This is a genomic window from Paenibacillus filicis (assembly GCF_038070315.1).
Classification (GTDB): Bacteria; Bacillota; Bacilli; order Paenibacillales; family NBRC-103111; genus Paenibacillus_G; species Paenibacillus_G filicis.
This window is the reverse complement of the sequence record NZ_JBBPCC010000026.1, coordinates 1-20,639: the sequence shown is the minus strand read 5'-3', so window position 1 is coordinate 20,639 and position 20,639 is coordinate 1. Positions and strand designations below refer to the sequence as shown.

At 49.3% G+C, this 20,639-nt stretch carries 22 protein-coding genes, 14 tRNA genes and 1 pseudogene; 3 read left to right on the top strand and 34 right to left on the bottom strand.

Translation table 11 applies throughout. The annotated features are described in order from the left end of the window. Nucleotides 1-4 precede the first annotated feature (4 nt). Genes WMW72_RS29585 through WMW72_RS29570 form a run of 4 tightly spaced genes read right to left on the bottom strand, consistent with a single transcriptional unit; the run spans nucleotide 5 to nucleotide 3,738 of the window. Nucleotides 5-679 (bottom strand): methionine ABC transporter permease, encoded by a 675-nt coding sequence (locus WMW72_RS29585; RefSeq protein WP_341419185.1) that lies wholly within the window; start codon nucleotides 677-679, stop codon nucleotides 5-7. Beyond that, entirely contained in the window at nucleotides 672-1,445 is a 774-nt protein-coding gene (locus tag WMW72_RS29580; protein WP_341419184.1) for a methionine ABC transporter ATP-binding protein, read from the bottom strand. The genes WMW72_RS29585 and WMW72_RS29580 overlap by 8 nt, the downstream gene beginning before the upstream one ends. Before the next feature lie 48 nt (nucleotides 1,446-1,493). Then, on the bottom strand, nucleotides 1,494-2,831 hold the full coding sequence (locus WMW72_RS29575; RefSeq protein ID WP_341419183.1) for an LLM class flavin-dependent oxidoreductase: 1,338 nt from the start codon (nucleotides 2,829-2,831) through the stop codon (nucleotides 1,494-1,496). 16 nt (nucleotides 2,832-2,847) lie between these two features. Continuing rightward, a complete protein-coding gene (locus tag WMW72_RS29570; RefSeq protein ID WP_341419182.1) occupies nucleotides 2,848-3,738 on the bottom strand; it encodes a MetQ/NlpA family ABC transporter substrate-binding protein in 891 nt (296 codons plus the stop codon). A 326-nt stretch (nucleotides 3,739-4,064) separates the two neighbouring features. On the opposite strand from WMW72_RS29570, the gene WMW72_RS29565 reads away from it, so the two are divergent. Next, nucleotides 4,065-4,961, top strand: coding sequence for a LysR family transcriptional regulator (locus WMW72_RS29565; protein WP_341419181.1), 897 nt, complete (start codon nucleotides 4,065-4,067; stop codon nucleotides 4,959-4,961). 135 nt (nucleotides 4,962-5,096) lie between these two features. On the opposite strand, the gene WMW72_RS29560 is transcribed toward WMW72_RS29565, so the two are convergent. Further along, complete coding sequence (locus tag WMW72_RS29560; protein WP_341419180.1) at nucleotides 5,097-5,825, bottom strand: MBL fold metallo-hydrolase; 729 nt, start codon at nucleotides 5,823-5,825, stop codon at nucleotides 5,097-5,099. Between the two features lie 122 nt (nucleotides 5,826-5,947). Between WMW72_RS29560 and WMW72_RS29555 the strand changes: the two genes are divergently transcribed. Next, nucleotides 5,948-6,877, top strand: a complete 930-nt coding sequence (locus WMW72_RS29555) for a TetR/AcrR family transcriptional regulator (RefSeq protein ID WP_341419179.1) — start codon at nucleotides 5,948-5,950, stop codon at nucleotides 6,875-6,877. Between the two features lie 27 nt (nucleotides 6,878-6,904). Here the strand turns inward: WMW72_RS29555 and WMW72_RS29550 are convergent, their stop codons facing one another. The 15 genes and pseudogenes from WMW72_RS29550 to WMW72_RS29485 form a co-directional block, all read right to left on the bottom strand. Then, nucleotides 6,905-7,852 carry an SDR family NAD(P)-dependent oxidoreductase gene (locus WMW72_RS29550; RefSeq protein ID WP_341419178.1) on the bottom strand — a complete coding sequence of 316 codons (948 nt, stop codon included), beginning with the start codon at nucleotides 7,850-7,852 and terminating at the stop codon, nucleotides 6,905-6,907. A gap of 88 nt (nucleotides 7,853-7,940) precedes the next feature. Next, entirely contained in the window at nucleotides 7,941-8,408 is a 468-nt protein-coding gene (locus WMW72_RS29545) for a MerR family transcriptional regulator (RefSeq protein ID WP_341419177.1), read from the bottom strand. Then, a complete protein-coding gene (locus tag WMW72_RS29540) occupies nucleotides 8,389-9,117 on the bottom strand; it encodes an SDR family oxidoreductase (protein WP_341419176.1) in 729 nt (242 codons plus the stop codon). Before WMW72_RS29540 ends, WMW72_RS29545 begins: the two co-directional genes overlap by 20 nt. Before the next feature lie 315 nt (nucleotides 9,118-9,432). Further along, a complete protein-coding gene (locus WMW72_RS29535; RefSeq protein WP_341419175.1) occupies nucleotides 9,433-10,197 on the bottom strand; it encodes an SDR family oxidoreductase in 765 nt (254 codons plus the stop codon). Between the two features lie 153 nt (nucleotides 10,198-10,350). Next, nucleotides 10,351-10,929 carry a TetR/AcrR family transcriptional regulator gene (locus WMW72_RS29530; RefSeq protein ID WP_341419174.1) on the bottom strand — a complete coding sequence of 193 codons (579 nt, stop codon included), beginning with the start codon at nucleotides 10,927-10,929 and terminating at the stop codon, nucleotides 10,351-10,353. 84 nt (nucleotides 10,930-11,013) lie between these two features. Next, a complete protein-coding gene (locus WMW72_RS29525) occupies nucleotides 11,014-11,826 on the bottom strand; it encodes an SDR family NAD(P)-dependent oxidoreductase (RefSeq protein ID WP_341419173.1) in 813 nt (270 codons plus the stop codon). 298 nt (nucleotides 11,827-12,124) lie between these two features. Next, nucleotides 12,125-12,268 carry a hypothetical protein gene (locus WMW72_RS29520; protein WP_341419287.1) on the bottom strand — a complete coding sequence of 48 codons (144 nt, stop codon included), beginning with the start codon at nucleotides 12,266-12,268 and terminating at the stop codon, nucleotides 12,125-12,127. Between the two features lie 370 nt (nucleotides 12,269-12,638). Further along, nucleotides 12,639-12,842 carry a hypothetical protein gene (locus WMW72_RS35710; RefSeq protein WP_423227616.1) on the bottom strand — a complete coding sequence of 68 codons (204 nt, stop codon included), beginning with the start codon at nucleotides 12,840-12,842 and terminating at the stop codon, nucleotides 12,639-12,641. Between the two features lie 148 nt (nucleotides 12,843-12,990). Next, nucleotides 12,991-13,401 (bottom strand): annotated as a pseudogene (locus tag WMW72_RS35705) (AraC family ligand binding domain-containing protein); the annotation flags it as partial. 154 nt (nucleotides 13,402-13,555) lie between these two features. Next, a complete protein-coding gene (locus WMW72_RS29510; RefSeq protein WP_341419171.1) occupies nucleotides 13,556-14,035 on the bottom strand; it encodes a DUF6530 family protein in 480 nt (159 codons plus the stop codon). Between the two features lie 176 nt (nucleotides 14,036-14,211). Continuing rightward, nucleotides 14,212-14,580, bottom strand: coding sequence for a GIY-YIG nuclease family protein (locus WMW72_RS29505; RefSeq protein WP_341419170.1), 369 nt, complete (start codon nucleotides 14,578-14,580; stop codon nucleotides 14,212-14,214). 42 nt (nucleotides 14,581-14,622) lie between these two features. After that, nucleotides 14,623-15,582, bottom strand: coding sequence for a vWA domain-containing protein (locus WMW72_RS29500; RefSeq protein ID WP_341419169.1), 960 nt, complete (start codon nucleotides 15,580-15,582; stop codon nucleotides 14,623-14,625). 134 nt (nucleotides 15,583-15,716) lie between these two features. Beyond that, on the bottom strand, nucleotides 15,717-16,835 hold the full coding sequence (locus WMW72_RS29495; protein WP_341419168.1) for an AAA family ATPase: 1,119 nt from the start codon (nucleotides 16,833-16,835) through the stop codon (nucleotides 15,717-15,719). 18 nt (nucleotides 16,836-16,853) lie between these two features. Beyond that, nucleotides 16,854-18,062, bottom strand: coding sequence for an MFS transporter (locus WMW72_RS29490; protein WP_341419167.1), 1,209 nt, complete (start codon nucleotides 18,060-18,062; stop codon nucleotides 16,854-16,856). 1 nt (nucleotide 18,063) lies between these two features. After that, nucleotides 18,064-18,543, bottom strand: coding sequence for a DUF6530 family protein (locus tag WMW72_RS29485; RefSeq protein ID WP_341419166.1), 480 nt, complete (start codon nucleotides 18,541-18,543; stop codon nucleotides 18,064-18,066). A gap of 463 nt (nucleotides 18,544-19,006) precedes the next feature. On the opposite strand from WMW72_RS29485, the gene WMW72_RS29480 reads away from it, so the two are divergent. Further along, nucleotides 19,007-19,198: a tyrosine-type recombinase/integrase gene (locus WMW72_RS29480; protein WP_341419165.1), complete on the top strand. Its 192-nt coding sequence runs from the start codon at nucleotides 19,007-19,009 to the stop codon at nucleotides 19,196-19,198. A 105-nt stretch (nucleotides 19,199-19,303) separates the two neighbouring features. On the opposite strand, the gene WMW72_RS29475 is transcribed toward WMW72_RS29480, so the two are convergent. From WMW72_RS29475 to WMW72_RS29410, 14 genes are all read right to left on the bottom strand, one after another. After that, nucleotides 19,304-19,382 (bottom strand) — tRNA-Leu (locus WMW72_RS29475). A 45-nt stretch (nucleotides 19,383-19,427) separates the two neighbouring features. Continuing rightward, a tRNA-Arg gene (locus WMW72_RS29470) sits at nucleotides 19,428-19,504 on the bottom strand. Nucleotides 19,505-19,525: 21 nt separating this feature from the next. After that, a tRNA-Leu gene (locus WMW72_RS29465) sits at nucleotides 19,526-19,614 on the bottom strand. Between the two features lie 7 nt (nucleotides 19,615-19,621). After that, nucleotides 19,622-19,695 (bottom strand) — tRNA-Cys (locus WMW72_RS29460). An 8-nt stretch (nucleotides 19,696-19,703) separates the two neighbouring features. Beyond that, nucleotides 19,704-19,778, bottom strand: a tRNA-Gly gene (locus tag WMW72_RS29455). A gap of 9 nt (nucleotides 19,779-19,787) precedes the next feature. Next, nucleotides 19,788-19,859, bottom strand: a tRNA-Gln gene (locus tag WMW72_RS29450). A 16-nt stretch (nucleotides 19,860-19,875) separates the two neighbouring features. Next, nucleotides 19,876-19,951: transfer RNA gene (locus WMW72_RS29445), tRNA-His, on the bottom strand. A gap of 15 nt (nucleotides 19,952-19,966) precedes the next feature. Continuing rightward, nucleotides 19,967-20,040, bottom strand: a tRNA-Trp gene (locus WMW72_RS29440). Nucleotides 20,041-20,047: 7 nt separating this feature from the next. Continuing rightward, nucleotides 20,048-20,133 (bottom strand) — tRNA-Tyr (locus WMW72_RS29435). Between the two features lie 11 nt (nucleotides 20,134-20,144). After that, a tRNA-Thr gene (locus WMW72_RS29430) sits at nucleotides 20,145-20,220 on the bottom strand. Between the two features lie 5 nt (nucleotides 20,221-20,225). Then, a tRNA-Phe gene (locus tag WMW72_RS29425) sits at nucleotides 20,226-20,301 on the bottom strand. A 22-nt stretch (nucleotides 20,302-20,323) separates the two neighbouring features. Next, a tRNA-Asp gene (locus WMW72_RS29420) sits at nucleotides 20,324-20,400 on the bottom strand. A gap of 15 nt (nucleotides 20,401-20,415) precedes the next feature. Next, a tRNA-Met gene (locus tag WMW72_RS29415) sits at nucleotides 20,416-20,492 on the bottom strand. Nucleotides 20,493-20,512: 20 nt separating this feature from the next. Next, nucleotides 20,513-20,588, bottom strand: a tRNA-Val gene (locus WMW72_RS29410). Nucleotides 20,589-20,639: the final 51 nt, after the last annotated feature.

Below are 20,639 nucleotides of genomic sequence, written 5' to 3'. Positions count from 1 at the left end.
GATTCTACAGACGCTTGTCCAGCTTGCTGACGATGTAGTTGCCGACGAACTGGAACAGCTGCACACAGATGACAATGACGATGATGGTAAAAGCCATCGTATACGTCTCATACCGCTGGTAGCCGTAACGGAGTGCGAAGTCGCCGAGTCCTCCCCCTCCGACAAGCCCTGCAACGGAAGAGTAATTCAGAAAGCTGACGAGAATAATGACGATGGAATTGACAATGCTGGACCGAGCTTCTACATAGAGTACGCTCCATATGATTCGCGGCCAGCTGGCCCCCATCGATTCCGCCGCTTCAATAAGTCCCCTGTTGATCTCCAGCAGACTCTGCTCGATAAATCTGGCAAAGTACGGCGTAGAGGCAACTACGAGCGGTACGATGACCGCTGTCGTCCCGAGCGCTGTGCCGACGATCAGCCTTGTGATAGGAATGATCGCGATCAACAGCACAATAAACGGGAAGGAACGAACAATATTAACGAGGCCGTTAAGAATAATATAGGTCCGTGGCGCCTTGAATCTGGAGCCTGGCCGGATAAAGTAGAGTACGGTTCCGAGAGGGACGCCGAGCATGACTGTAATGGGAATGGAGATCAGCAGCATGTACCAGGATTCGCCGAACGCTATCCAGAAATCGGGCATCGCCTTGGAGATCTGATGGATCATCTCATCCATGCAAGCTCCCCCCTACTTCTTCTGCATAAAAGTTCTCACTCTTGAACAAGTAGCTGGCTATTTTGGATTTCGGCACATAGTTGCTGTTATTCATTTCAAAGTCCTCCACGATAACCCCATGCTCCATGACCGCCACTTTATTGCAGATCGCCCGGACCACATCCATCTCATGGGTCACGATCACAATCGTAATGCCGAGCCGGCGGTTAATATGCGCCAGATGCTTCAGGATATCCCCTGTAGTCTGCGGATCGACCGATGAGGTCGGCTCATCGCACAGGAGCACCTTCGGGTGGTTGGCAATCGAGCGCGCGATAGCCACCCGCTGCTTCTGCCCGCCGCTTAGCTTGGCCGGATAGGCGTCGATCTTATCGGCAATATCCAGAATGCTCAAGCATTCCTCCACGCCCTTGCGTCGCTCTGCCTTGTTCATGCCGGCTATTTTCAACGGGAAAGCCACATTATCGAAGACCGTCAGATTATTCAGCAGATGAAAGTGCTGAAAGATCATGCCGATCGATTGCCGCTCCTGGCGCAGCTGCCCCTTGCTTAGCTCGGCGAGCTGCTTGCCATCTACGATGACCGTGCCGCTGTCAGGACGCTCCAGTAAATTAATCGTGCGCAGCAGGGTTGATTTGCCGGCACCGCTAAAGCCGATAATCCCGTAGATATCTCCCTTTTCGATCTCGATGGAAACATTGTTAACTGCCGCCAGGGTGCCAGCTGGTGTGTCAAAGCTCTTATAGATATGGCGAAGTGAAATCATTCGCTGCTCACCTCCATTTTGTGCACCTATGGCCGGGGCAGGCTTCTGCTAGGTTGTGGCCTGCGCATACCGATTAGGAGGAACTGGCAGGCCCAGCTGCCCCCGCAATGTCTCTGCACGGTAGTCTGTATGATAGAGGCCGCGGCCTTGCAGAATAGGGACAACCTGATCGACAAAATGATGCAAGCCTTCCGGCACGATGGGACCAGAGCTGACGATAAAACCGTCCACAGCCTCTGCTTCGAACCACTGTTGAATGGCATCCGCGACATGCTCGGCCGTCCCGACGAACGGATTATGCCCCGCACGCGTCGACATCCGAAGGGCAAGACCTCGTAATGTCAGATTCTCCTTGTGCACAAGCTGAGCGATTCGTTCTGTCTCTGCCTGATAGCCATCCGTCAACAGCCCGTCCAGATGGGGCGCCAGCTGCTCATCCAGATCGATACGGGCGATCGCCGCAGGATCCAAGTAACGTTCCAGCTCCTTCAGCGCTTCATCGATATCGATCAACGCGTCGATCTCGTCCTGCTTTTGCTGCGCTTGTGCAGCGCTATCGGCCACAATCGTACTGATTCCAGGCAGCACCAAGAGCTCATTCGGATTCCGGCCAAGCTTGGCCGCCCGCTCCTTAATATCATGATAAAAGCGCTTTGCTTCCTCGATGCTAGGCTGGTGGGTAAATACAATTTCCGCATGTCTGGCGGCAAAGTCCTTGCCCGCGTCCGAGGAGCCGGCTTGCACAATAATCGGCCGGCCCTGCGGCGTACGCTCCATGCTGAGCGGACCGCGCACGGAGAAGTGCTCGCCCTTGTAATTCAGCGTGTGCAGCTTGCTGGCATCGAAATATACACCGCTGCTTTTGTCACGCAAGAACGCGCCTTCCTCCCAAGAGTCCCAGAGCCCCTTCACGACATCCAGAAACTCGGTTGCCACCCTATAGCGCTGGTCATGCTCCAAATGGCTGTCACGGCCGAAATTCTCAGCGGTGCCCGGAAGTGCAGTCGTGACGACATTCCAAGCGGCCCTTCCCCGGCTGATATGATCCAGGGAGCCGAACAGGCGGGCAACATGAAAGGGCTCGTGATACGTTGTAGACAAAGTCCCGACAAGCCCGATCCGCGAAGTCGCACCTGCCACAACGGAGAGCAGCGTAAGCGGCTCTAGCCGGTTTATCAGATGCGGGGCGGTATGATCGTTAACGTATAGGCTGTCCCCCACAAATATAAAGTCGAGCTTGCCCTCCTCCGCCTTGCGTGCGGCAGAGACAAAATAATCGATATTAATGGAGGCATCCGACCAGTATCTAGGATGCCGCCATACCGAGGTGTGGCTGCCCCCGATACTGAGTGAGCTTCCCAGCACAAGGCGTCTTGCTTGGCTCATGTTTACTAGCTCCCTTCTACCAGGCGTAATAAATACTTCCTTTGTCAAAACGTGTTTGATAGAATTGTTTCACAGCATCGGAATAGTACGCCTTCTTCAGTGCCTCGATCTTTGGCGAGCCGACTAGCTCAGGACGCGTCGCAGCAATGATGTAAAAATCCTTCACTTCAGCACTCTCAAGTCCAAATGCACTCTCAAGCTTCAATCCGCCGTTCGCGCGCTGGCTTTGGAAGAGGAACCCTGCGTCGAGATCGTCAAGCGCACGCAGCAGCAGGCCTGTCTCCAGCGTCTTAAATTTGAATTTGTGGGGATTATCCACAATATCGGACGGTGTAATCTTCGTAACATCCAAGCCTTCTTTGATTTTAATCAGCCCGGCATTTTGCAGAATGAGGAGCGGACGTCCGCCATTCGCCGTGTCGCCAGGAATGCTGATTGTTGCCCCATCAGGCAGATCTTTGAATGAAGCGTACTTTTTGGAATAGATACCGTTAGGTGCAAACGTCGTCAGGAAGGCCGGAACAAGATTGGTGTTATTCGCTTTGTTAAAGGCATTCAGAGCAGCCGAATGGTTACCGAGGACGGCATCATAGAGGCCCTCAACCACTTCCTTGTTCGCGATGATGATGTCCGTTGGCACTTTGAACTCCAGCTTGTAGCCCAGCTTCTCAACTTCCTTTACCAGAATAGCTGCCACCTCATCATTATGGTTCGAGCTATTGGCCAGCAGCTTAATCACACGATCCTCAGGCTTCGTATTGCTAGCGCCAGCTCCATCCCCCGATTTTTCAGGCTGCGTCTTGGCAGCGGAAGGCGTGTTGCTCGTGTTTGAAGCCTGTGAACCGCAAGCGGAAATCAGAATTAATGTCAAAATAGATAAGAGGATGGAAAAGGCTGACTTTTTCATTTATAGTTCTCTCCTTCAAAGGTATGGTCTGAAAAAAGCACGATGATGTGAACCTCTCCTTCGAGGAGTACGCCCATCCTAATTCCTATTTATCCGCTACGAATATTTATAGTATATCAGATTTATTTCATTATAAAAGACTATGTTTTGTAATATGTATCATTACACTTTTTAATGATTGGGACACCATAACCATAAGTTTCAGGGTAGATTGATCTCCCAGATCGTTCATGTCATACTAGAAATGGAAATCACTCCATATTGTAATCCCTATTTGTTATAATGAATTTTCATTAATATCTTTAATGAAAGAGGTGATACATAATTTGGATATTCAATACTTCATTACGTTTCGCGAGGTAGCACGCTGTCAAAACCTCACTAGAGCCGCCGAAAAGCTTGGCTACGCACAGCCTACGGTAAGCGTGCAGATTCAGCGGCTGGAAAATCATTTTGGCGTAAAGCTGTTTGAACGCAGCAGCAAGCGGCTGAAGCTGACCGCCAGCGGCGTGCAGATGCTCGCTTACGCCGATCAAATCGCCCAAGGCTATCACCAGGCCAAGGAGACGTTCAGCACAGGGTCCAATGTGAGTCTGGCGATCGGAACGACGGAGACGCTGGCCGCCTTTTTCCTTCCACCTTATTTCCAAGCTTTCCGCAACCGCTATCCGCAGGCCAATGTCGTCTTCTTCCCGACCTCGGATCATGAAATTATCCGCAAAATAAAAAGCAATGAGTTGGACATCGGCTTTGTGCTGGACATGCCTGTCACTGACCCGGAGCTGAGCTCCATCAGCGTTCGCAATGAAGAGCTGATCTTCATCTGCTCCAAAGACCATCCCCTGCACGGACGAAGCGACATGAGTATTCGCGAGCTGGAGAACAGCCCCTTCATCCTCACGGAGAGGGGCTGCTGCTATCGCAGTGCGCTTGAGCGATCCATGAACGATAAAGGCATTTCCTATCAGGTGGTATCCGAAATGGGCAGCCTCGAGGGCATTAAACAATGCGTGCTGTATGGGATGGGCATCGCGATGATTCCGAAGATTGCAGCCAACGATATGTTAATCAAAGAACAGTTATCCGCCTTCTCCGTTCGGGAGGACACACTAGCCTCCTTCTACACGCAGATCATTATCCATAAAAACAAGCATATATCCGCCCCGCTGCGCTATCTCATCGATCTTATTGGCGGCAGCAGCAGCCTGGATACTGGATCGTAAACAAACAGCCAGAGCAAATGAATATTTGCCCTGGCTGCATGGTGGATCTATAAATTGAGGTATAGCCGATAAGAATCATCCTGGTGGCGCGGACTTGCTCAGACTAGGAGGAGGATGAATCGCTAACGCTGTTTACTACAGGCTCTGGGTTATTTCGTCGATGATCTTGTGAACATCGCCTTTAAAAAGGCCACCATGATAGCAGAGAACCGTCTCGATCGGATATGCCTTGAGCTTGCGGAGCGACTCCAGCGCCAGCTTCATATCTGGCGTTACGGCCGGATTCGGACCTTGCAGGTTCCCGCCATCCACGACCAAAGCATCGCCAGCAATAAGGGTCTTGCTCGGCTCATGGTACAAAGCGATATGTCCTGGTGTATGCCCTGGGGTATGGATCACGGTTAGCCCCCCGCCGAAAGGCAGCTTCTCCCCATCTGTAAGCACACGGGTCACATTCTTGACTTCTCCTGAGAAAGTAGTTTCAAATGCGGAAGCGAGGTCCTGCGGAAGACTGGCAATAAGACCTTCCTTACGCTCCCCATTGAATTTGATCATCGGTTTCAACCCATCGATATAGGGCTGGTCCTCCCCATGAGCATACACATCGATGCCTTCGCCCTTGAACTGTGGCAACCCGCCTACATGATCGATATCCTGATGGGTTAGAATAATGGAATGAGGGGCCGAGTCATCAATTCCTGCTTGGGTCAAAAGCTCCGTGATTGGACCGTAAGAACCAGGCATCCCGGTATCAATCAATACATAGGTATGCTCATCACGGATCACTACCGGGTTGATGACAAAATCATGCTCACCCATCTTAAGGGTAAGCTCCAGCATTTCAACCTGATCGTTAATTTTCATGTTGGGCCAAAGCGGAATGCTCTGGCTCACCTCCTTAGAATTCAATCTATAAAACTTACAAGTTCATTATATGACTTTGCAAGTTTTCACGTCAAATCCTTTATTGACCACATCAAGAGAGCATGTCAGAATGTCTAGGGGTGGTACAGTTGGAACAATTCAAAAGACAGCAAATAATCGATACAGCCATGTGTATTTTCAGAGAAAAAGGATATTTCGCGGCCTCCATGCAGGACATCGCAGAAGCCTGCAGCATGGCCAAGGCCAGCATATATAAAGTGTTTCCTTCAAAGGAAGATTTATTTACCAGCGTATTTGTTGAGGTACACAGAATCCTGTTCGAAGAAACCAGGGAGCTTGACCGCATGCTTCGGCTAGAGGGGCTTCCACCCAAGGAAGTGCTGCGTCGGAAGATTGAATTTCAGATGCAATATATGCTTGAAAACTATTTTTTCACCAGCGAGTTTAAAGAGCTTCCGATAACAACCAATGAGAACTTTCTGATCGAATGGAGAAAGAAACGCGCCACATTGCTAACCTTGCACCACGACTGCTTCTATGAAGCATATGGCGAGCCCATTGCTCCCTTTCTCGGGGATGTTGTCGCCATCTTCCGCGGCATGATCAAAGAATACTTGTCGCATGCGATTCAAGCTGTGATCGCAGTTCCCATGGCCCAATTGGCCGGCTTCATCGTGGATCGGCTGGATACGGTCATCCGCGATTTGATCGCAAGCAAGGCTGAACCTGTGCTCAAGACATCCAGCGCCTTCTTCAACGAAATCAATCCGCTAGATCACTTCACCCGGCAGGCCAACCTGGAGGAATTTCTGAAGTTTTTTGCCGAAAAAATCCATAAGTTGCCGCAACCCGAGCATATTCGGAAGGAACTGCTTGAGGTGATAGATCTCCTGCAGGGCGAGCTGGCACAACCTAGGCCCAACGATACCTTGCTTCGGGTATACACCACTTTTTTAGATTCCGTCAGCGACTTGCGACCTTACCTTCGCCAGCTCGGTCTCATGCTGAACCATACCGCAATATCCAGGTAAAATGCTGGACTTCGCTATTTATTTAGATTAGAGCTCTTTGTTCAGCTCTGCCTTTTCACTGCTCCAATCCCACAGCTCAGCCGCACGACCGAGATCATAGGACTCTTCGGAGGATGCAATCTCCTTCTTGCCGTCCCAGTACGTTCCACTTTTCACTACTTCACTTAATACCAGCTGAGCAAGATCATGGCCGGACTGCTTGGTTGAACGAATGCCGGAGCTGACGAAGCGGAACAACGGCATGACATAATTCCAGGCAAACCGCATGACGGGCTTGTAGTCTCTGGCCAGTGCCGAGCCTTTGCCGGGCATCATGCCAGGGTTAAAGGCCACAACCGAGATGGATGGCTTGGACTGCTGAACCCGGCGTGACAGCTCATACGTAAAATACAGGTTGGTCAGCTTGGAGGTCGCATAGCGGACCATTCCCTTGGAAAAGTCGTTCAGCTCGTGCAGGTTCTGGTCCGAAGCCGTAGGATCGGCCATCGTTGCCGGACTTGCATAGCGGACGGACATCCCCGAATTGCCCCTCGATTGATGCGTGTCACTGCTGACAACAACGATACGGCCCGGCTCTGCCAGCTGATTATAGAGCAGCCGCACGAGCAGGAAATGACCCATATGATTGACGCCAAAGGTTGCCTCCAGGCCATCCGCTGTTACTTGAGTACCCTGCACAAAAGCAGTCCCGGCATTGCAGACAATGGCATGGAGCGGCGGAAGATCCGCCTTCGTGTATTGATCTGCGAATTGCTTAATCGACGAGAATGAGGACAAGTCCAGTACTCTTGCAGATATATGGGGATTACGGGTATCCCGAATCAACGCTTGCACCGCTTCGTTTCCTTTTTGCTGACTGCGCGATGCGATGACGACATGCCATTCGGTTGAAGAGCTGGCCATAACTTTGGCCGTTTCAAACCCGAGCCCTGTATTTCCCCCTGTGATAATAACCGTTTTGGCTGCTTTCTTCATTAATCATTCACCTCTCCTCGATTTATCATTCATGCCTGTTGAATAACAAATCTATATCTCAAAGGGGGTGTCCCATCATGTTTAACCGTCATATCTCTTTTTTTGAAGCTTCCTCACAAAGCATATCGTTTGAATTTGGATGTTGGAAGATTTCACGAAAATGATCAATCTTGAATTCAATGATTGTTTGAATATCAGACAATCTGGCAATTTCGCTTTGAATTTTCTGCTTATGCTCCTCTAGAATGGACAATCTGGCAGGGATGCTTTCATCACCGGCATTCGTCATTTCCCGAAAATGCTTCATTTCCTCTAAGGTCATTCCGGTTGCTTTCAATCGAGTTAAAAAGATAATACCTTGAATCTGTTCCCGGCTATAGATCCGATGCCCGTTTTTCTTCCGGTCCGCATAAGGCAGTAATCCAATTTTCTCATAATAACGAATCGTATCTTCCGTTAGTCCAGTCAATTGTGCAGCTTGCTTGATGGAGGTGACAAGCTCCGGAATTTCCTCGACAAGAGTAGCCCATTTAGCCTTACCAGGGAACTGGTCCATTTTCGTTAAAGAAACCTCCCGTTGGTCCTTCTTCTGGAAGCGTCGCGAGATGAACAATAACTTGGGCCGCTTGACTGGCCTTCCGATAGCCTCGGTTTCCTGTTAAATCTGTAGACGTATACCCAGGATCGGCCGCATTGAATTTCAACGGTGAATGTCTAAACTCCTTGGCAAACATTAAAGTTAAGGAGTTAACCGCTGTTTTGGAGCTAGGATAAGCCAATATGTTGGCATTCGCGAATTCGGCCGAGAGATCGCTCATCAAGGATAAGGAACCGAGCCCGCTGGATACATTGACAACTCTACCGGCTGGAGCCTTGATCAGCAGAGGCAGCAACGCTTTGGTAACGGCGAACAGACCGAAGAAATTCGTCTCAAACGTCTTTTTCAGATCGGATAATTCGAGCTGGCTCGGAGAAACGCCTCCCTCAAATGCAGCTCCCGCATTATTAATCAGGACGTCAAGCGAGCCGAATTCCTCAGCAATGACTTGGGCTGCAGCATCAATCGTAGCCTGGTTTGTCACGTCCAATATAAGAGGGCAGGCCTTCAAGCCCTCCTCTGTCAGCCGAGCTGCCGCTTCCTTTCCTCTCTCCTCGTCACGCGCTCCAAGCAGGACCGTAAATCCCTGAGCTCCTAATTGTCTAGCTGTTTCATATCCGATTCCTTTGTTGGCTCCGGTAATCAGCACTGTCTTTGTATGCGGCATGGTCTTTCCTCTTTTCATGTAGGATGTCAATGAAGTATCGTGACATGTTAAATGTACAACTTGGAGTGTACTCCAAGTCAAGAAGCCAGATTTACGGCAGTATTTCAATGTTTTCCTAAAATACTTACGTTTAGTATCACGGCTTCCCTCACCGTGTAGAGTCACACATGCTACTCAGAAGAGGGCCGAAACGAAGTCCACGAAGAGAAAAACCCGCGCAAAGCCTTGTGAAATCAAGGTTTTGCGCGGGTAACTCCAACAAGCTGAAGCGGTTCACAACCACTTCAGCTTGTTTAAGATAAAGCCTATCAATGATTACCAAGGTAAATGATTTTCGAGATAAAAGAATTGTCCGCTCGGACCGTCATCCGGCAGCGTCGCCGCGATAATACTAGTACGGCTTCCTTCCACCGCATCGATGTCCGCCTTAGCTCCTCCGAGTGAGGTATTCACCCATCCCGGATGAATGGAGTTTACCTTAATCGCCGTATCCTTCAGTTCATGCGCCAGATGGATCGTGAATGCATTCAGCGCTGTTTTCGAAGCGTTATAGGCAAAGGTTTTGATGCCGTAAATAGGCGCGCTTGGATCGGCGTGCAAAGTCAGCGAACCCAGCACACTGGACAAATTCACGATACGGCCTGCCTCCGACTTGCGGATGAGCGGCAGCAGCGTCTGGGTCAGCAGGATGGGAGCGAAGAAATTCACTTCGAACGTCTCACGCAGCTGCTCAGCAGGCTGCGTGCTGGTTTTGTTCACAATCTCCACGGATACACTTTCCGCATCCAGCAGAACTCCTGCGTTATTGATCAGGATATCCAGCTTGCCGTATTGCTGCTCCAGATGCCGGTACACCGCGAGATGATCCTCATGTACATTCACATCGCAGGCGATAGCCTCTACGTTCAAGCCTTCCTGCTTCAATTGCGTAGCTGTCTCCTGACCTTTCTGAAGATCACGTGCGCCGATGACTACCGCAGCTCCCAGCCGGCCTAGGCCGCGAACGGTCTCCAAGCCGATCCCCCGTGTACCTCCTGTAACGAAAGCAACTTTTCCTGTCAAATTTTGCGATGCTGTCATGTGTATCGTCTCCTTTTATTGGGGTTGTTAGGATTTGTACTCATAATTAGAACGATCATTCTCAAAAAGACAAAACTGGGGGTTGGCAGTATCAAAGAATCCGCAAATTTTTTATTGGGAACGATCATTCTAATTTAAACAAAAAAATTTGTTTTACTTATCGAGCGCTGCCAGACTAGCGTCGGCGATCCGATGCAGCTTCTCTTTCCCCGCCGATGTCCGGCCGAGTACACGAATGCCCACCAGCGAATTATGCAGGCTCTCCGCCACCAGCTCAGGATCATGATGGGCTCCCCACTCGCCAGATTGCTGTCCTCTGCGGATGATATCTGCGATGAGCTGTTCTTCTCCCTGGAACCCTTGACTGGTTTTTCCATCAATTTGTTCGTCCGTTGGAGCTAGCTCGATAGCCGAATTGACGAATAAACATCCCAAAGGCATATCGTCGCCTTTCTCGATCATAAAGTCGAAAATGAAACGCAACGCCTGTCTGGCGGAGTTGCCGCGAGAAGCTTCCGACTTCAGAGCAGCGCTCATCAAATCTCCGTAACGATCTAACGCTTTTAAGTACAGTGAATGCTTGTCACCAAAGGTATCGTACAGGCTTCTGCGATGAATCCCCATATGCTCTACAAGATCCTGCAGAGAGGTCTTCTCATACCCTTGCTCCCAGAACAATAGCATGGCTTTATGAAGCACCACGCTCTCGTCAAACTCTTTGCTTCGTGCCATCAGCTCTCCCTCCCAGACCCATCATAGCATTTTGGGAACGATCAGTAAAGAATGCTCACGAAGCAATTTCTTCTATATCTCCGATTAATCAGCCAGCAGCGATACCTTCTCCCATGCCACGACTTCGTCGACACGCTTGCCGAGTGCATTTCGGATGCCATAGGTCGCCATCGAGCCTACCGGGAAATGAAGCGGCGGATTCTCGCTGTTAATCATGGCGATCATAGCCTCAACCGCCTTAGCCTGGTCGCCCTTCTTCAGCGAATCATAGCTCTTGTCGAAGGCTTCATATACAGATGCATATTCAGGCTTAGTGTCCGACAGCATGCGCGACGTTCCCATAAACTCGGTTTGGAAGACGCCTGGCTGTACAATCGTCGTCTTGATTCCGAAGGCGGCCAGCTCCGCGGCCATCGCTTCGGAGAACCCTTCTACGGCAAACTTCGACGCCGCATACAAACTGAACGCCGGAACTGCCCAAACCCCGAAGATCGAGGAAACATTCACGTAATGGCCAGATTGCTGCTGCTTGAAGATCGGAAGAGTGGCCCGAATCACATCGAGCGTGCCGAATACATTCACATCGAATTGATGCCGGATCTGCTCATCCGTGTATTCCTCCAGCATACCGAATAATCCGTAGCCCGCATTATTCACGACAATATCGATTCGTCCGAACGTATCGACCGCCTCTTGGACAGCTGCCTGGATCTGCTCCTTGTTCGTTACATCGAGCGGGGCGATGTGGATGCGGTCAGGGGCCAATTCCTTAAGATCAGCGATCGCCTCCACATTTCGCGCAGTAGCGACAATCTGATCTCCCGTAGAGGCCAATTGCTCTACGAATTGACGTCCAAACCCCGTCGAGGTTCCTGTTATCAACCATACTTTACTCATATTCATTCACTCCTTATAATAGGTTTCATCGCAATAAAAGACAGACCGTTCATTTTTTTATTATAATCACGTTTACCCTCTTAGTCAACCGCCAACTTCCAGTTGAATATCCCGTCATGTCTGATCATTTCCCGTCTTGCCCACTTCCATCTGATCCGCCGCCCCCCGTAGCTGCCGCCTTCACCTCACTCCACGAAGTGCAGCCGCAGGGTGGCTTCATGCATAAAAACCCGCGGAAACCTAATGCCTCAAAGTTTCCGCGGGTTTTATTTGGCTTATCCAGATCCTATGTGTGTTATCAGGCCGTCCGGGCGCGCTCCAGTCCCTGAACCTGCTGCCCGAGCACAATCGTCGGATCGAACGTCTTCGCTTGCTGTCCGATTGACGCAAGCAACTTCTCACAACGGACAGGCTTAAACGCAATAACCGTAAGCCGAATCAAGGGTGGTTTGCGACTTCTAATTAGAGAGCTTGCTCGGCTCAATAAAAATCAGTTTCTTTTTCCCATATTTGTAATACTCAAATTTAACTGCGTAACGCTTGTTTTTTTCTATTAATTGATGAAGTTTCGGATCAATTGAAATAGCTATCATCTGGCTACTTAGATCTTCGACGATTATACGCTGTTCGTATATTTCAACTACCTGACATCTGAGTAAGTAGTCGTCTTAGACATTTCTGCTAAGAATAATACGCATAAAGTAATGACTAATAGAATGAATAGATTCTTTTTCAGCCGAAAACACATCCTTTATTTGTGAAATCAAATAAATGGAATGATATACAATGCTTCTGTTGTGCCTGCCTGGCAGTCACATCCTATGTCTGTTGAGTTTGACTCGACATTTTAAAACATAGCTAGAAGCAAGCTTCAACTTCTGAATGAACCTTTTTTCTGACACGACTAGACCTATCAAGGTGAGAAGCATCCCGAGGAAGGCCGTCATCGTGATCGACTCGTTTAAAAATAAATAAGCAGCCCATACCGTAACGATTGGGGTCAAATAAATATACACGCTTGTTTGAATAATGACTCTCGATGTAATCGCAGATGGTGGCGAACTCGGAATCCCGCTCTTGTCCTTGTTCCTCTAGCTTCTCCGTCGTATCCGAGTAATCCTGCAGCAGCTGGCTAATGAGAAATAAAAACAGCTCTTCTTTAATAAAGTCGGATTCACCCCTAAATATCATGTCATGCAGCTCCTGCAACACCCCGGCAAGCTCGCTGCGGTAAAGGACATTAGGCGAAAAGGACGGCAGAAATTCCTTGCCTGTAATTTCTCTGACTATCCTCTTCATGCTATCCGGTTGTATCCCGATGCTGCGATAATCCAAAGCTTTCCCATCGATTTGTTCGCATGAATGAATATCCCGGGGATTAAAAATCATAATATCTCCAGGATTTAAAATGTATGCTTGATGGTTGCACAACATGTAACGCTGGCTATTTTCTATAAACCCAATGACATAATGCTCATGAAAATGGCTCGGAAAGTTCTGCATGACCCCCTGGAACCTATAGGCTTCCACTTGCAGCTCCGGATCATAATATGCCGTTCTGATCTCGCCAGGCATTCCATCCCCTCCTTCGTTGCATTCACCATACCAAAGTTCATCCCTAAAAAGATTGAAATATATTGCTCAACGCCATCACCATTAAAAAAGAGCCTATAAACACAAACAATACAGCAGAGACAACTGCTGTATTGTTTGTATGGAAGCTATAATATTAATATCCCATATCCTTTAATATCTTAGATAACGTCCTCAAGCGTTCGCCGATTAATTCATCGTCGTCGCTGAGCGCTTGGTTGAACAGCTTGATATCTTCATTGATTCGCTCATTGTCCGTGCAGACCTCCACGGTCATCGCGTCCCCTTGCAAGCCAACCCGATCGATGACAGGCTGCTGTGGGTCGTATAAATGCTCATATCTGTAGGCCTCGCGGAAATGCTCCAGGGACCGGCAGATCAGAATGGACAAATCAAGCACGCGATGAAGTGGAAGCTCCTCCGACTGCCTGGACCATTTCTCTCCCGTATATCTCCATACTTTGGCCGAAATATCGACCTTTCCTCTATCATTCCACTGGGCGAGTCCTAGGGAAAGACCTTTCGCGTCTGTATTCCCGGCCATACGGCCGTCAACCTTCTCGTAATTCTCCGCCACGACAACAGGCTTATGCTTTAACGTAGTAGGTATTTTCATGCTTTCCCCCTCTTTCCTTGTACCAGTCCGTTTATCGATTACTGAACGACTAAAGTCGGTTTCATCTTATCTTGGATTTCATCGTTAGTCAAATCCGTTTTTGGACAGAATCAAAACCCGTCAATGGCTCCATTGACGGGTTACTTTCTTGCTGTTCACAGCCTGATGAGGACTGCCTATTCATCTGTTTCTTTTAGCGGCTTATTGTATCCTCGATCCCCGAAGGGCTGCAGCTTATCAAGCCACGGCTTTAAAATTTTCTTGCGTTCCCAGCGCATATCGGTCACCTTGTCGGCTTCCTTCTGCTCCAGTACCTCATAAGTGAACTTGTCGGCCCCAAATTCCTTCCATTCCTTCTGCAGCTCCGCGTTCGCGAATCTCCCTTGATCCAGCTGCATCTGAAGGGTTAACCATTTATTTTTCAAGTTCGGATAACTGTCCACATAGATTTTACCGTTGACGTTGTTTTTAATTTGGGCGACGCCCATATAAGTCTTAATTTCCTTGTACTCCTCAAGCAATTCCTTACGCTTATTTTTATCCATACCCTTTCTCTCCTAATCGTAGATAATGAATAATCATGAACCTTACAAATACCGGGCGATAATGCGAACTAACTTGGCAGGGAACTCCTGTAAATTCGTAATATCCAAAAATCGATCCTGACCATAAATATCACTGATGACATCTTTGTCTTGGCCTATCGCGGCGGCAAGGAATGTGATGCCTTTCCGTTCATACTCCTCGATCGTCTGCTGCATATCGGAGACGGCATAGCTTCCGGTATAGTTATCCATGGCTTTGGGCTGTCCATCGCTGATGCTCACGAGCAGCTTGGTCTGCTGCGGTGAGACAGCCAACCGTTCCGCCATAATTCTGAGAGCCATGCCATCCCGGTTATTGCTTCTGGCCTGAATCCTCATAAGCCTGAGCCGGTCGCTCGCATCCGGCTTATCAAAGTCGGCATAGGCAAAGATCGACATTTGCTCCAGCCTAGATACATCCGCCGTATCGCCGTAGATCAAGACGGGAATATCACAGATTTGGCAAAATTCATAAACCGCGATAACCGCTCGCTTGGCGGCTTCCAATCTCCCGAAAGCCGACATGGAGGCGGATTCGTCCACTCTTAGACCCACCACGAGGGATGGAGCTTCCGTCGGCGGACGCTTCTTGGCAAAATACCGATAATCCCCGTAAGCGACACTGTCTGCTTGAAACTTGCTGCCATAGTAGCGGTTCCTCGCAAATTCGGAAGACACTTCATGCTCCAACAGCGGCAATGTCTTTCTGGCGATTTCCTGCACGATCGGCATCAGGCCCTTGCTTAGACTGGCGTATTCCTGTTGATGTTCCGGATCGGCATCCGGCCGGTGAACGATAAGCTTTACCTTCTCATGAATCGTATCGGAGACAAATTCCCTTGAGCTGCGATTCAAATTTTTACGGAATTCGCGTTCCTTTTGTTTCGCATCCTCCGACATCGATTCAGGATTTGCCTGATGATACCGGGGAGAGCCGTCCTCCCCCGTATCCGAGCTTTCCATCTCGGTGGTGTCATCGGATACAGGGGAAGAACTTTCTTCACTATCTGCAGACTTTTTGAGCGAAATCCCCTCATCTTCTACCTGATCGTCATGGTCAAATTCCGTGACGTCAATATCTCCCCAGGTCTTGATCTCTATGGCGTCGTTATTTTTTCGTTTTTTTTTACGTCGATCGCCACATTGTCTAGTGCCTTGATTAAATCTTGCTTCCCAAGCGCTTCTTCCAAAATCTTAATTTCCTCAGCATCGGTCGTTATTTTGTAAATGACCTTATGATACAGGGAATCTTTGGCTGAGGCACCGCTGGCAACCGCATCTGCCCAGTAGAAGAGCGAACGCATACCGGCTACGCCTTTGATGGCATTTGCCCGGGCCGTTTTGTCCAAAATCATTATGGTATCTGCCAAAATGCTCAGCATCTGTTCATCTTGATACCCTGTTTTGGACATCGTACGTTCCATCATAACTTCCTTGGTGGGCAGATCCATCTTCTCCGAGTGCTGTACTCTGTCTCGCAGTGCTTCATTAAGCGGCCTAGCTCCGGCATAGCTGCGGTTGGTCGTGATGACCGCGATGAAGTCCGGATGCCGACGTATCACTTCAGTCGGAAGATTGATGCTTCCATCCAGCTCCAAAGCGGAGTTAAGCGCCATCAGCACTGCGGCATCGCGAATTACGTTGGGTTCTTGGATTTCCAGCAGGTAGCCTTCCTGATAAGCTCTGACGATCTCCGATGGGTAAAACCGGTACTCGACCGCTTCGCCGTCGGAGTGTTCCGCCGCAAGCTTCAGCAACTGCTTGATCTTGAGCTGTGCTTGTTCCTGGGTCATCCCTAATGCGTTCATTAAAATGTCAGTTGCGCTTTGAAACCCATCGCTCTCATACAGTGCTTTTAGAATCGATTGTTCCTCAGGCTCTAGCTGCTCCAGCCGATCCGAAGAAATGACCGGCAAGATAGCCCCGATAATATCCGATTTATCCATATCGGCGAAGCAGGTCACCTTCGTATACGGCAATCCGAAATTAGCCGATAATGCTTTGGCTAACTGTGTTTTACCGGAGCCTGCATCGCCTTCTAACAGAATGTTGGCAATTTTCATTTCCCCGCGATTCCAATTGCGCTTGATTTCTTGACTAATGCGCTGCTCTTCCTCGCTGACTTTATGAGAATGCGGTTTTTGCCAGACGCGCTTCTTCTCGGATTCGGTCAGTTGTCTCTCAGGCGACAACACATAAGGTTCAAGGTCAGTCATTTCGTTCTCCTCCTTCTATCATGCTGCTGGACCGCTTTCCGCTTTCTTTCTTTTCTCAAACACGAGGGGGAGCAGCAAGGCCGCACCGGCAATCGTCAAACCGCCGCTTACGATGTAGACCGACAGCAAGGAAAAGGATTCCTTCAGATAGCCGGTTACGAACATTCCCATGACCATCATTCCCATAAAGACAGGCATGATCGCTCCCGATACACGGCCGATAAAGGCCGCTTCCGTGTTCCGTACGAGCAGCGTCTGGATGCCGCCTTGCACACAAGGGTAAACTAGACCGCTGAACACCAGTAGAACGATGGTCAGCCAAATCATCGTGGACGCCCCTATGCCAATCGTACAGACGGCCGTAACTAGCAAGCCGAACATGAGCAGCAGCTGCGGCTTCACCTTCTTGGCGATCCCCATGATCGCAGCTCCGCCGACGAGCATAGCTGCTCCATTGGCCATAACGAGCCATTGCAAAAATTGTTTGTCCTGTCCCAATTTCTCGATGACTAGGAAAATCTGAAGCGGCTGAATCAAGCCGGAGGCCAATCCGACCGCCGCGAAAGTCATGCTTAACGTTCTTAAGGATTTATTAGACCCGATATATCGTAGTCCGGCCGTCAATTCCTTCCTAAAGTTCCCTGAACCGTCGGACTTGGATTCTTCCGTGTCACGAGGCAGCGACGACAGAATAAGGGAAGATCCTAAGAACAGAATTGCGGTGAGAATCAAAGCTACGTTAACTCCAAACTGAATGAAAATAAATGTTCCGATAACCGGCCCCAATACCGTGAATATAGCGACAACGGTTTGGGACAGCGCCATCACGCCCTGCATTTGCTCCCCTGGCACATGCCGCTTATACAGCTTCATCGCCGATGGCTGAGAAAATTGGGACAAGCTGGCGGAGATAAAGGACCCGATAAGAAGTGCAATCCATCCCCCGTTCATAACGGTAAGCAGGACAGCGACCACAGACAAGGCAGACAACAAATCACTCCATACCATGGTCCGCTTCGGCCGCCATCGGTCGGCAAAGGTCCCTCCAATAAGACCGAATATAAAGATCGGAGCGAATTCCGCCACCGAAATCAGTGATACATAGACCGGATTATTATGCGTCAATTCCGTAACATATAGAAGGACTGAATAATTCCGGATCCATATTCCCAGCTGCAGCAGTACCCGGGAGAGTATAATCGTTCGAACATAACGATTCGCAAACATGCTAATACCCCATATCCTCTAAAATTTTTGATAATGTGCGCAAACGTTCGCCGATCAGCTCGCCGTCGTCATTGAGCGCTTGGCTGAACAGCTTCATATCTTCATGAATTCTCTCATTGTCCGTACAAACCGCGACCGTCATGGCATCCCCCTGGAGAGCCACACGATCGATGACCGGCTGCTGCGGATCATATAAATGCTCATAACGATAAGCTTCTTGAAAATGTGCCAGCGACCGGCAGATCAGAATAGACAAATCAAGAACGCGATGGAGAGGCAGCTCCTCCGATTGCCTGGACCACTTTTCCCCCGTGTACCTCCATACCTTGGCCGAAATATCGACCTTCCCCCGATCGTTCCACTGGGCGAGTCCCAGGGAAAGACCTTGCGTGTCCGTATTTCTGGCCAATCGGCCGTCAACCTTCTCGTAATTTTCAACCACAACAACAGGCTTATGCTTTAACGTAGTAGGTATTTTCATCTTTCCCTCTTCCTTTTCTCGATTTACTAAATTACTTATTTACTAAATTACTACTTGATAATATCTCGGATTTTATCGTTCGTCAAGCCGTTTGGGAAATAAAGATGAAAGCTATTTGCTTTTAGACAAAACGAAATAGCCAGTCGCCGATTGATTTTCGACGACTGGCTGCATACACTTGTATGATGTTTTGATCCTTGTACCTTATTACATACGGGGATTAGTTCCGTTCATCTTCTGGTGGATTTTTAAATAGGTGCGTTGGATCATAACTCATTTGTTAGACTTCTCCTTGCCAGGGTCCTGAGTCAACCTCCAGTTGTCGTACACTACCGCTTGTAGATGCCTTGTACGAGCTCCTGATTCGCCTTAAAGCGGAACAGAAACAAATTGTGCACTCTATGGGGACTCGTATTGCACAGATTACCTTGAATACATTTACGTTGATGCTGTCGGTGAGCGAATGAAGCCAGGATATATTGCTCAAAACTTCCCACTTCTTTTAGAGAAACATAATTTCCGCCGAATCAGATATCATGATTTACGTCATAGCTGTGCAAGTCTACTTTTAGCAAATGGTGTAGGAATGAAAGAAGTTCAAGAGTGGCTTGGCCATAGTAATTACTCAACCATAGACAATGTTATTCGCATGTGAACTATCGAAGATTTCTTAAGTTAAGGTGACGAATGAAGCTTTCATTCTAAACAAATAAGGGTCCATTAGATATGATATCTAATGGACCCTTATTTGTTTAATTGATACCGGCGAGAGGACTCGAACCTCCACGGTTTCCCACTCGATTTTGAGTCGAGCGCGTCTGCCATTCCGCCACGCCGGCACATAAATTAAATCTTACCTGCCATGAGGTACTTTCAAGAAAAAATGGCGTGCCCTAAGAGATTCGAACTCCTGACCTTTTGATTCGTAGTCAAACGCTCTATCCAGCTGAGCTAAGGGCACATATTACTAACTAAATGATACTGGTGCCGAAGACCAGGGTCGAACTGGTACGGTGGTCACCCACCGCAGGATTTTAAGTCCTGTGCGTCTGCCGATTCCGCCACTCCGGCGTAAATATGGAGGCGCCACCCAGACTCGAACTGGGGGTAAAGCTTTTGCAGAGCTCTGCCTTACCACTTGGCTATGGCGCCATAATAATTGGAGCGGAAGACGGGAATCGAACCCGCGACCCTCGCCTTGGCAAGGCGATGCTCTACCGCTGAGCCACTTCCGCAAATTAAAACTGGGGATCTAGGATTCGAACCTAGGGGTGACGGAGTCAAAGTCCGTTGCCTTACCGCTTGGCTAATCCCCAATGGATTAGTAAAAAATGGGGCGATCGATGGGACTTGAACCCACGAATGCTGGAGCCACAGACCAGTGCGTTAACCCCTTCGCCACGACCGCCATATGAAATTTGTTTGGCAGGGGCAGCAGGAATCGAACCCACACCAAAGGTTTTGGAGACCTTTGTTCTACCTTTAAACTATGCCCCTATGAAAGTGGTGGAGGCTGATGGATTCGAACCACCGAACTCGTCAGAGAACAGATTTACAGTCTGCTGCGTTTGGCCACTTCGCTAAGCCTCCGGGTAAAACTATGGTGCCGTCGAGAGGACTTGAACCCCCAACCTACTGATTACAAGTCAGTTGCTCTACCAGTTGAGCTACAACGGCACGTATGGTGGCTCGGGACGGAATCGAACCGCCGACACGAGGATTTTCAGTCCTCTGCTCTACCGACTGAGCTACCGAGCCTTACGTTGAATCAAAAACTTAATGGCGGAGCCGACGGGATTCGAACCCGCGGTCTCCTGCGTGACAGGCAGGCATGTTAGGCCTCTACACCACGGCTCCACACATATGAAGAATTGGTTGCGGGGGCAGGATTTGAACCTGCGGCCTTCGGGTTATGAGCCCGACGAGCTACCGGGCTGCTCCACCCCGCGTCATCATGCAAGTAATACTATGGTGGAGGCTGACGGGATCGAACCGCCGACCCTCTGCTTGTAAGGCAGATGCTCTCCCAGCTGAGCTAAGCCTCCATGTTGGTGACCCGTAGGGGATTCGAACCCCTGTTACCTCCGTGAAAGGGA

Coding starts and splice junctions, on each gene's coding strand:
- WMW72_RS29585 (WP_341419185.1), bottom strand. CDS start 679: ATGGATGAGATGATCCATCAGATCTCCAAGGCGATGCCCGATTTCTGG.
- WMW72_RS29580 (WP_341419184.1), bottom strand. CDS start 1,445: ATGATTTCACTTCGCCATATCTATAAGAGCTTTGACACACCAGCTGGC.
- WMW72_RS29575 (WP_341419183.1), bottom strand. CDS start 2,831: ATGAGCCAAGCAAGACGCCTTGTGCTGGGAAGCTCACTCAGTATCGGG.
- WMW72_RS29570 (WP_341419182.1), bottom strand. CDS start 3,738: ATGAAAAAGTCAGCCTTTTCCATCCTCTTATCTATTTTGACATTAATT.
- WMW72_RS29560 (WP_341419180.1), bottom strand. CDS start 5,825: ATGAAAATTAACGATCAGGTTGAAATGCTGGAGCTTACCCTTAAGATG.
- WMW72_RS29555 (WP_341419179.1), top strand. CDS start 5,948: ATGTCAGAATGTCTAGGGGTGGTACAGTTGGAACAATTCAAAAGACAG.
- WMW72_RS29550 (WP_341419178.1), bottom strand. CDS start 7,852: ATGAAGAAAGCAGCCAAAACGGTTATTATCACAGGGGGAAATACAGGG.
- WMW72_RS29545 (WP_341419177.1), bottom strand. CDS start 8,408: ATGGACCAGTTCCCTGGTAAGGCTAAATGGGCTACTCTTGTCGAGGAA.
- WMW72_RS29540 (WP_341419176.1), bottom strand. CDS start 9,117: ATGCCGCATACAAAGACAGTGCTGATTACCGGAGCCAACAAAGGAATC.
- WMW72_RS29535 (WP_341419175.1), bottom strand. CDS start 10,197: ATGACAGCATCGCAAAATTTGACAGGAAAAGTTGCTTTCGTTACAGGA.
- WMW72_RS29530 (WP_341419174.1), bottom strand. CDS start 10,929: ATGGCACGAAGCAAAGAGTTTGACGAGAGCGTGGTGCTTCATAAAGCC.
- WMW72_RS29525 (WP_341419173.1), bottom strand. CDS start 11,826: ATGAGTAAAGTATGGTTGATAACAGGAACCTCGACGGGGTTTGGACGT.
- WMW72_RS29510 (WP_341419171.1), bottom strand. CDS start 14,035: ATGAAAATACCTACTACGTTAAAGCATAAGCCTGTTGTCGTGGCGGAG.
- WMW72_RS29505 (WP_341419170.1), bottom strand. CDS start 14,580: ATGGATAAAAATAAGCGTAAGGAATTGCTTGAGGAGTACAAGGAAATT.
- WMW72_RS29500 (WP_341419169.1), bottom strand. CDS start 15,582: ATGGAAAGCTCGGATACGGGGGAGGACGGCTCTCCCCGGTATCATCAG.
- WMW72_RS29495 (WP_341419168.1), bottom strand. CDS start 16,835: ATGACTGACCTTGAACCTTATGTGTTGTCGCCTGAGAGACAACTGACC.
- WMW72_RS29490 (WP_341419167.1), bottom strand. CDS start 18,062: ATGTTTGCGAATCGTTATGTTCGAACGATTATACTCTCCCGGGTACTG.
- WMW72_RS29485 (WP_341419166.1), bottom strand. CDS start 18,543: ATGAAAATACCTACTACGTTAAAGCATAAGCCTGTTGTTGTGGTTGAA.
- WMW72_RS29480 (WP_341419165.1), top strand. CDS start 19,007: ATGAAGCCAGGATATATTGCTCAAAACTTCCCACTTCTTTTAGAGAAA.